A 7,938-nucleotide genomic window follows, 5' to 3' on the forward strand; every position below is an offset into this window, starting at 1 on the left:
ACATCTACAATTACGCCAATCTCAGCATAAGTGAGTCCCTGTTTACGAAGAAGTACAGCTTGCTTGCGTCTATCTTCGAGTTGGCTAGGTGTGAGCGTACGTGCGTCTTGAAGTTTCATAGCTTATATCCAGCAGAAATAATGCCAACTGGTTTTCCGCCTGATTAATAATATTTAGAGCTACTTAACTCTGATTGGATTTCGCTAGTAGCCTGTTCATGACGAAGATTCTCGGATTGAATCCCTGTGACATATTTAGAGCGCAGGCATGTCTTAGAGGGGGGGGACGTACTCTGGGAGGATGTGACCTTATCCTAGCTTGCCAATATTGGAAACACAGATTCGTGAAGATTGCATTTCAGATAGTAATTTAAAATGCATTGGGAGCTCAGAGATTGACTAATCGGTAGCTATAGAGAAATCGTTTATTCGAAAAGCTGAATGAAGGAATTAATTCCTGTTGAGGAAGATCGGAGCGCTTTTTGGGCCTGTTTAGCTGCAGTCAGTTGGCCCTTACTTTCTAGCTCTTTGATAAGGGTCCTGAGCTTCTTTTGGTAGATGAGACGAATCTTACCAATGGACTCCTTATAAGCGGTTTCGATGCGTGTTTGTTTATCGTAAGCGGCGGTAGTGATTTTTTGAACTTTACGACTATTTCCCATGCCTGAGACAGTTTTTTTGATTCTGTCTTTGCCATTAATGAGCTTTTTGATCTGTTGGATAGAAAATGCTTGGCGAGCCTTGTCATTACTCGAAAGCCCTTTAAAGTGGATTTCAAGGTCCCACTTGAGTCGTTTCATATTTTCATAGCATTCACCCATGCTCTTTTCGTGGGCATCTTTGACAAGTGTAGCCGCTTTGGATTGGAGTTTGGCTAATTCAGAAGCACTTTGGCTATTGCTCTTTGTGGGGGTGATGGCTTCATCAGTCAGCGCGTCCTTACTCCATTCAAAGAGAGTGTATGCCACGGGACGGTCTTGTGATACATCACGCCATTTGCAGGAGGATGAAGAAATAATGGCTATGCTGTCCTGTTCTTTCGGAAAATTGTTGTCCCAAGCTGCACTATTCCATTCTTCGCCACTTAGCCACTTCCATTGGTTGTTGTCGAGTATGCCGCCTATCCGGCAAAGTTTGCCAGAAGGTACGTTGGCCGAAATGAGGTCGTTATAATAGGCCATTTCCACATTATCTGATGGCGTTGCAATCTGAGCACCCGCTGATTTAGCCAGGTCTATGGCTTGGCTGAGAGTCAATGCTTTTGAACAGAGGAAGTAGTTTCGGCTAGCGAATGTGACTGAGCCAGCGGGATAGAGAGGAATGGAGTTGTCAAGGGTTGTCGCTACACGCTCCATTTGCTTTCGGAGGGCAGCCGGCTGTGAGCTATCTGCTCGCCATTCGATGAGGAAGTTTGCAGTGTCTGTGCTTTTTTTAGCAGTGGCAAACATGTCGCTGTCGAGTTGTGCGAAGGAAAGCTTAGATGTTTGGCGGATTTCGATAGCGTCGTTCCACGGAGTCCCGTCGGTCCAAGCCCATTGTTGGTTGCCTGCTGTTGCAGCACCTATCCAAGCATTCTCGCCAGGGGGTATTGCCTTGCGGAGTGCCAAGAGGTCTGAACTTGAACCTATTGTTGCAAGCTGAGCTCCATGTTCCTCAGCCCATCGTTGCGCCTGGTGCCATGTGAGCTCTTTCTTAATAAAAAGGGCTAGACGCTCTCCATTATCGAGGGCTATAGCTGTTTTTTGCATCTCGCTCACTGCTTGGTATTCTGGGCATTGTCGAGTGCGCAGTAGTCCTGTCGCGTCTACGGTGGTGATTTTCTTGGCTACAGGAACTTTTTTCGGGTCAAATTCGCCAGGTTCAGGCTCGCTCAGCTGTGCCGATTTTGGCTGAGGTTGGTTGATTTCGAGTTTCTCGATCTCTGCATTTTGTTTCTCAATTCTGGCGATTACGGCTTTCCTGGTATCCTTCCACTCGATAACTACGTAAATGGCGGCTAGGAGAATAATGATGATGATGAAATTAAGCGCATTGTTGCCACCACTGGTGGTCCTTGTTTTAGGGGGGGAATGTACTCCTCGTTTTGTTGTTTGACCGGCCTTTGTTTTAGTTTTTATTGAGGCGCTAGTCACTAGATTGGCCAGTTCGCCGGAGGGTTTAGTGGCAAGGGACGCAGGTATTTTAGAGGCCTTCTTCGTTTGTCTTGCTAGCAGAGGTGAAGAGCTAATCTTTTCCTGAGATTTCTTGGCTTTTCGAAAAATATCATCGAGGTCGTCAGCGAAGTCTTTCGATGAGGAATAGCGTTGTTCAAGCTGAGGAGACACAGCCTTTCGGATGAGACGGTCGATCATCGGGTCGCATTTAGAGTACTTAGTGATCGGTTCGTAGATATCACCTGGGATTTTCCCAGCGAGCAGCTCATAAAGCATGACTCCAACAGCAAAAACATCCGTGGCCGGGCCAACGAGATCACGTGCATTAAGTACTTCTGGAGCCGTGTAGCCAGGAGTGCCAAAAATGACGCCAGTTTCGGTGTCACCAGAGGGCCTAGCGAGCCCAAAGTCTCCGATTTTAGGAATGCCTGATTCGGTGATGAATATGTTGGCAGGCTTGATGTCACGATGAAGAATGCCCGCGTCATGCGCATTTGCTAGGCCACGGCAGATGGCTATGATCGTCTTAAGAGCATCTTGCTGTTCAAGGTGGTTGGCATAGATTTTCTCGTAGAGCGTGACTCCATCGACAAATTCCATAACTATGTAGAGCATGCCTTTGATCTCGCCGAAGTCGAATACGCTGATGAGGTTGGGGTGGTTGAGTCGAGCCATGAGTTTGGCTTCTTTCACGAAGGACTCACGGAAGGTTTCAGATTCACCGAGTTCAGGTGGGAGAACTTTTACAGCCACTGGGCGGTCAAGTGAGGTCTGGTTTGCTTTGTAGACCGCTCCCATGCCACCTTTGGCAATGAGTTTTTCAAAAGTATAAGTAGGGAGGAGTTCAGTCAGGAGTTCTAAACTCGGTGGACTGAACTCTAAAGGTTGGTGTGAATTGTCATCAGACATGCTACAGGTAAATACTTTGGGTTTGCTCGTAGAGTGTTACAATGACTTTACATAAAAGGTCAATCCTTGCTCAATAGGGATTGAAAGGCTACAACACAATGACACAGAGATATGGACGAGAGAGTAATTATAGATAAGGTGGGTCGTCAAGGCATAGAACGCATGGTGAAGAGATTTTATGCGAAAGTCCCTGGTGATGATATACTTGGACCAATGTACCCGAAATCCGATATGAAAGGTGCCGAAGAAAGGCTCTTTGATTTCTTGATGTTCCGCTTAGCTGGAGATACTACCTACACTGAGAAACGTGGGCATCCGAGGCTTCGAGGTCGTCACATGCCTTTTAAGATAGGGGTTCGAGAGCGGGACCGCTGGGTGGAACTAATGGCTGAGTCGATGCGTGAAGCTGAGATCCCAGAGTATCTGGCTGCGCAACTCAACGCGTTTTTTCTACAGATTGCAGACTTTATGAGAAATGTGCCGGAGGGCAGTGGTGTCAACTTCAACCCCAGAGCTTGATACAACTCCTGCGTTAGCTATGGAGTTGTATGTCTGGCTGGGTCCCCAGTCTGAGGGCGGCGTCGGTTCCTTCTGTGAAGGTCAGACCAAACTTTATGACAGTCGATAGGTCGATTTTGGTAGCTTGTTGCTTGTCGTTTTAAGGCCTTCGACTAAGGAGCCTTCCTTTTGAAATTCACAATTAAGAAGGAGTAAAGTGCCTTGCGAGAGTGCAAGTTGTGCTGAAGTGTGGAGTTTCTATGCTAATAAATACAAGTCAGCAAAGAGGTGTAAGAATGTAGCGTCAAACACCCTCTAGATTTATTTATAAAAATCAAATGGGGAGTTATTTATTCGCGAGCAGGCTCGACCGAGCTTGCTGGGCTAGGTGCTCAGCACGGGATAATAGATGAGGGAAACACTCCCAAGGCTTTCAGTATACCAATGCAGGCTAGTCCAGAGACTACCCATACAAGGATGCGTCGGCTAGTGTGTCTTTTGGTTGGATTGCTTGACATGCTATTAAGAGGAGATTGAGCCATCTTTATTCCTGAGAGAAAGCTTAGCGAACGCGACCAGCGCGCCGAGCTGATTGGTAGAGGCCTATGCCGGTAACCATTCCTTCCGCAATTTTTTGACGGTAATTGCCTTTTTTACAGGCTCTGCATTCACTACTATTGGTGAGGAAACCGCCTTCAAATAAAATCGACGGATTTTTAGCATTGCGGATGACGTAATAGCGGGCGTGTTTGACCTTGCGGTCGTTTGCCCCAGTCCTGCGCAAAATGGCTTTGTGGACATACTGCGCCAATGGCTTGGATCGCTCTGTGTAGTAAAATGTTTCTATCCCTTTTGCTCCACGTCGGTAGGTGCAGTTGTAGTGAATAGAGATGAAAATGGAGTTACCGTAACGGTTGCCGATGGATGCTCGTTTTTGCAGCGAGAGGAAGACATCGCTAGTGCGCGTCATGCGGGTGCGATAACCCTTTTTCTTCAGCATGTAATCCACTCGTTTAGCCGTATCTAAAGCGAGGTGTTTTTCGTAGACCTTACCTTGGCTTCCGCCGTAGTCTTTTCCACCGTGTCCTGCATCAATAACAATTGTGCTAAATGCTCCAGCTTGAATGAATCCATAGCTGGCCAGCCATAGGCTGGCGAGGAGTGAAATGAAACGTGGTGACGGCATTGAATCCTTATAGATTAGGCGGTGTGGTGATGCGATTAGGACGCAAAAATCTTACAACCAACTCTCATAAAGCACAGCAGTTGTCAAGGGGGCAGCTTTTGCAGCATTCGACTAACAACGTAACAAAGGGTCTCAGCTATGATGTATTTTTAAGTTCTTTACTGAGGTCCAGTATTTAGCAAGGCAGAGAAGTCCTCAGTCACTGATGTGAATGAAAAGCGTATCCCGATGACTATTTTTTTGAATGAACGTGATGTCGAAGGTGGATGTTGCTGGATGTTACCGTCTGTCATCTACATGAATTATTAGGGTAGCAGCGTTTCAGGTAGCATATTTGATGTTGGAATCGTGAAAGTATTTTCTAACTCTCGTTGGTGATATCTGAAGTCTGCGCCCTTCGGTTGTAGCGTGGTATTTGCAGTGCCCACCTTTCCGAACTGATGGTGTTCTTGATAATTCAGCCTTGAAGCCTTTATTTAAATATTCGTCAGTATAGAGATTTGGGCTGTAGTTCTGGAGGTTATACAGCCCTATGCTTTCAGATTTCCTGCTACTTCCTTTTTCTGAAGCTCAATCAGGCCTTAAGGGTGCACTGGAGATAAAAAAAGAATCAATAGGTTCGCCATTGGGGGACATCTCAGCGGCTAGTTTTGGGAAAGAAGCAAGTTGGCTCGCTGTGGCTGTGCGAAAGTTGGCTAACGCTGATGACGCGCGACCCGTAGGTTTGAGTGCTATCGAGTATCTTTTCTTGATCAAGGACTCCGATGCGAAGCAAGTTATGGTGAAAAACGACCAAATCGAGCTCCTACGAAGTTAGGCTTAACCTTACCTTGAATTCAGCCGCATTCCTTTACGAGCGCGATCCAAAGTTATATCCCTTTGAGTTGAGTAATACAGAACAGAAGGCAAAGTATTTACTCATCAAATGACGCGTGAAGTGCTTGAGTGTGAAAAAGTGAACAGAGTAAAATACCAGTCCTGATATTCATTTAAGCTGGTGACTGGCCATAGGTTTTATCGGTTGCCTTGGTGAAGGCTCGATTTCGGATGCGTATCTCGTATGCGAATTGAAGGATTAGCCTGTTTGGTTTTGCTATGGGGTGGATTTGTCGCACGCTGAGTGCTGTATCGCATTCACTGTTCAGCTTGAGATGTTTCTGTTGTATCGAAGGTTGCGAAGTGGATGTCCCCATTGACGAAGCCTATTTGTAGTTACTATTCGTAACTCGCTAGGCTTGGGTTAGGGTGTTAGAGGGCAGTGATGTGAGTAATGGCGAGCGCTCTATTTTTGGAAATCGACGACACTGCAGATGCTAGTGCTTGGCTGATACCTTGTGGAAAAAGGTAGGAGCTTGGGATTATTCCAGTGAGGTTCTTGGGGTGAGTATAGGGAAGATTAGGCTCTGGGGGATACCTCAACTTTTTTAGGTAGGTAATTACAGCAGATGGGTTTGACAACTAGCGGCTTGTGGCGTACTGCAGTTCTTCAATTTTTCCTATTTAGGAGTACTATGAGCAATAATCAAGTAACGGACAGCGAGTTAAACAATAATCCTGATGTGGTCCTCATCGGAGGTGGTATCATGAGCGCTACCTTGGGAGTGATGCTTAAAAAGCTGCAACCCGAGATGACCATTCAGATCATTGAGGCTCTTCCAAGTGTTGCTCTGGAGAGTTCCCACGCATGGAATAATGCGGGCACTGGCCATGCGGCACTTTGTGAACTGAACTACACTCCACAACAAGCTGACGGATCAGTGACTATCGATAAGGCCGTGGGGATCAACGAGCAATTTGAGCAATCAAAACAGTTCTGGGCCTATCTAGTGGAGCAAGGTGTGATTGAGGCTCCAAGTGAATTTATCCGCAAAGTACCACACATGAGTTTTGTGCGTGGCAAAGATGGCGTAGATTTCTTGGCTAACCGTTTCAAAGCGATGTCTGAGCACCACTTCTTTAGCGAGATGACTTATTCTGAAGATGTCAACGAGATCGGTGAATGGGCACCTTTGTTGGCAGCCGGACGCGGCGCGAGTGAAAAAATCGCAGCCACGCGTGTCGACGGTGGTACGGATATAGATTTCGGTTCGCTCACACAAATTCTTATCACCTACCTAACCTCGCTCGATGGCGTGACGCTTGCTACTGAAACAAGTGTGCGTGATATTGATCGGACCAGCGACGGTGCTTGGAAGGTGCGTGTCCGCCGTGACGGCGAACTCAGTTCAGAGAAAGTCGAGGCAAAGTTTGTCTTCATTGGTGCTGGAGGAGGCTCTCTGAAGTTGCTTCAGAAATCTGGTGTGCGTGAAGGTAAAGGCTTTGGTGGATTCCCTGTGAGTGGTCAATTTTTGGTTTGCCAGGACGAAGAAGTAATCGCGAAGCATGCCGCTAAAGTATACGGTAAGGCAGCTGTGGGTGCTCCACCTATGTCGGTTCCTCACCTCGATACGCGTGTTATCGACGGTAAAAAGAGTCTTTTGTTTGGTCCATACGCGGGATTTTCCCCGAAGTTCCTTAGACGTGGCTCTATTTTTGATCTTATTTCCTCAGTAAAGCTGGATAACCTAGGTCCCATGCTGGCTGTTGGTCGTGATAACATGTCATTGACTGAGTATCTTTACCAAGAGTGCGTGAATACACACAAGGATCGCGTTGGAGTGCTGCGCGAGTTTTTTCCAGACGCGAAGGATGATGATTGGACGCTAGAGACTGCTGGTCAGCGCGTGCAAATTATTAAGAAAGATGCTGAGGTCGGGGGTAAACTTCAGTTTGGTACCGAGGTTGTTTCTTCAGAGGATGGGACTATCGCAGCCTTGCTAGGAGCCTCACCAGGAGCCTCCACATCTGTCTCCATCATTCTAGAAGTACTTGATCGTTGCTTTGCTGAAGATGTGAAGACTGATGCTTGGCAGAGTGAGCTTAAAAGTATGGTTAGTTCCTTTGGTAAGGTATTGGCTAATGACGCGGAGCTCTATAAAAGGGAGCGTTCTCGTGCAGATAAGGCACTCGGAATTCTTTAAGTCCTAAAATCGCTTTTCATCAGCTCAGGCCATGCGGTCTGAGCTGATTTATTTCTGGGGCTTGTCATTATGGCCGCGACTGTTACTTTTTCACCATGAAACAGATCTACCTAGTGCTCTTTGCCTTTGTCGCGGCCACTGTGTCAGCTCTAGCTGGCACCCCGCAGGGTGCC

The 7,938-nt window shown here is 46.9% G+C and carries 5 protein-coding genes; 3 read left to right on the top strand and 2 right to left on the bottom strand.

Features of this window, described 5'->3' with window-relative positions; all coding sequences use genetic code 11:
• Nucleotides 1–424: 424 nt before the first annotated feature.
• Nucleotides 425–3,061 carry a protein kinase gene (locus ABGY95_RS02585; RefSeq protein WP_347440124.1) on the bottom strand — a complete coding sequence of 879 codons (2,637 nt, stop codon included), beginning with the start codon at nucleotides 3,059–3,061 and terminating at the stop codon, nucleotides 425–427.
• 111 nt (nucleotides 3,062–3,172) lie between these two features.
• On the opposite strand from ABGY95_RS02585, the gene ABGY95_RS02590 reads away from it, so the two are divergent.
• Nucleotides 3,173–3,580: a globin gene (locus ABGY95_RS02590; RefSeq protein WP_347440126.1), complete on the top strand. Its 408-nt coding sequence runs from the start codon at nucleotides 3,173–3,175 to the stop codon at nucleotides 3,578–3,580.
• Between the two features lie 541 nt (nucleotides 3,581–4,121).
• Here ABGY95_RS02590 and ABGY95_RS02595 read toward each other — a convergent pair.
• Nucleotides 4,122–4,745, bottom strand: coding sequence for an N-acetylmuramoyl-L-alanine amidase (locus ABGY95_RS02595; protein ID WP_347440127.1), 624 nt, complete (start codon nucleotides 4,743–4,745; stop codon nucleotides 4,122–4,124).
• A gap of 532 nt (nucleotides 4,746–5,277) precedes the next feature.
• Here ABGY95_RS02595 and ABGY95_RS02600 point away from each other — a divergent pair.
• Together ABGY95_RS02600 and mqo are read left to right on the top strand one after the other, a co-directional pair.
• On the top strand, nucleotides 5,278–5,562 hold the full coding sequence (locus ABGY95_RS02600; RefSeq protein WP_347440128.1) for a hypothetical protein: 285 nt from the start codon (nucleotides 5,278–5,280) through the stop codon (nucleotides 5,560–5,562).
• 694 nt (nucleotides 5,563–6,256) lie between these two features.
• A complete protein-coding gene (gene mqo / locus ABGY95_RS02605) occupies nucleotides 6,257–7,765 on the top strand; it encodes a malate dehydrogenase (quinone) (RefSeq protein ID WP_347440129.1) in 1,509 nt (502 codons plus the stop codon).
• The last annotated feature ends 173 nt before the right edge of the window (nucleotides 7,766–7,938 follow it).

It is taken from the genome of Rubritalea sp. (assembly GCF_039830215.1).
Lineage (GTDB): Bacteria > Verrucomicrobiota > Verrucomicrobiia > Verrucomicrobiales > Akkermansiaceae > Rubritalea.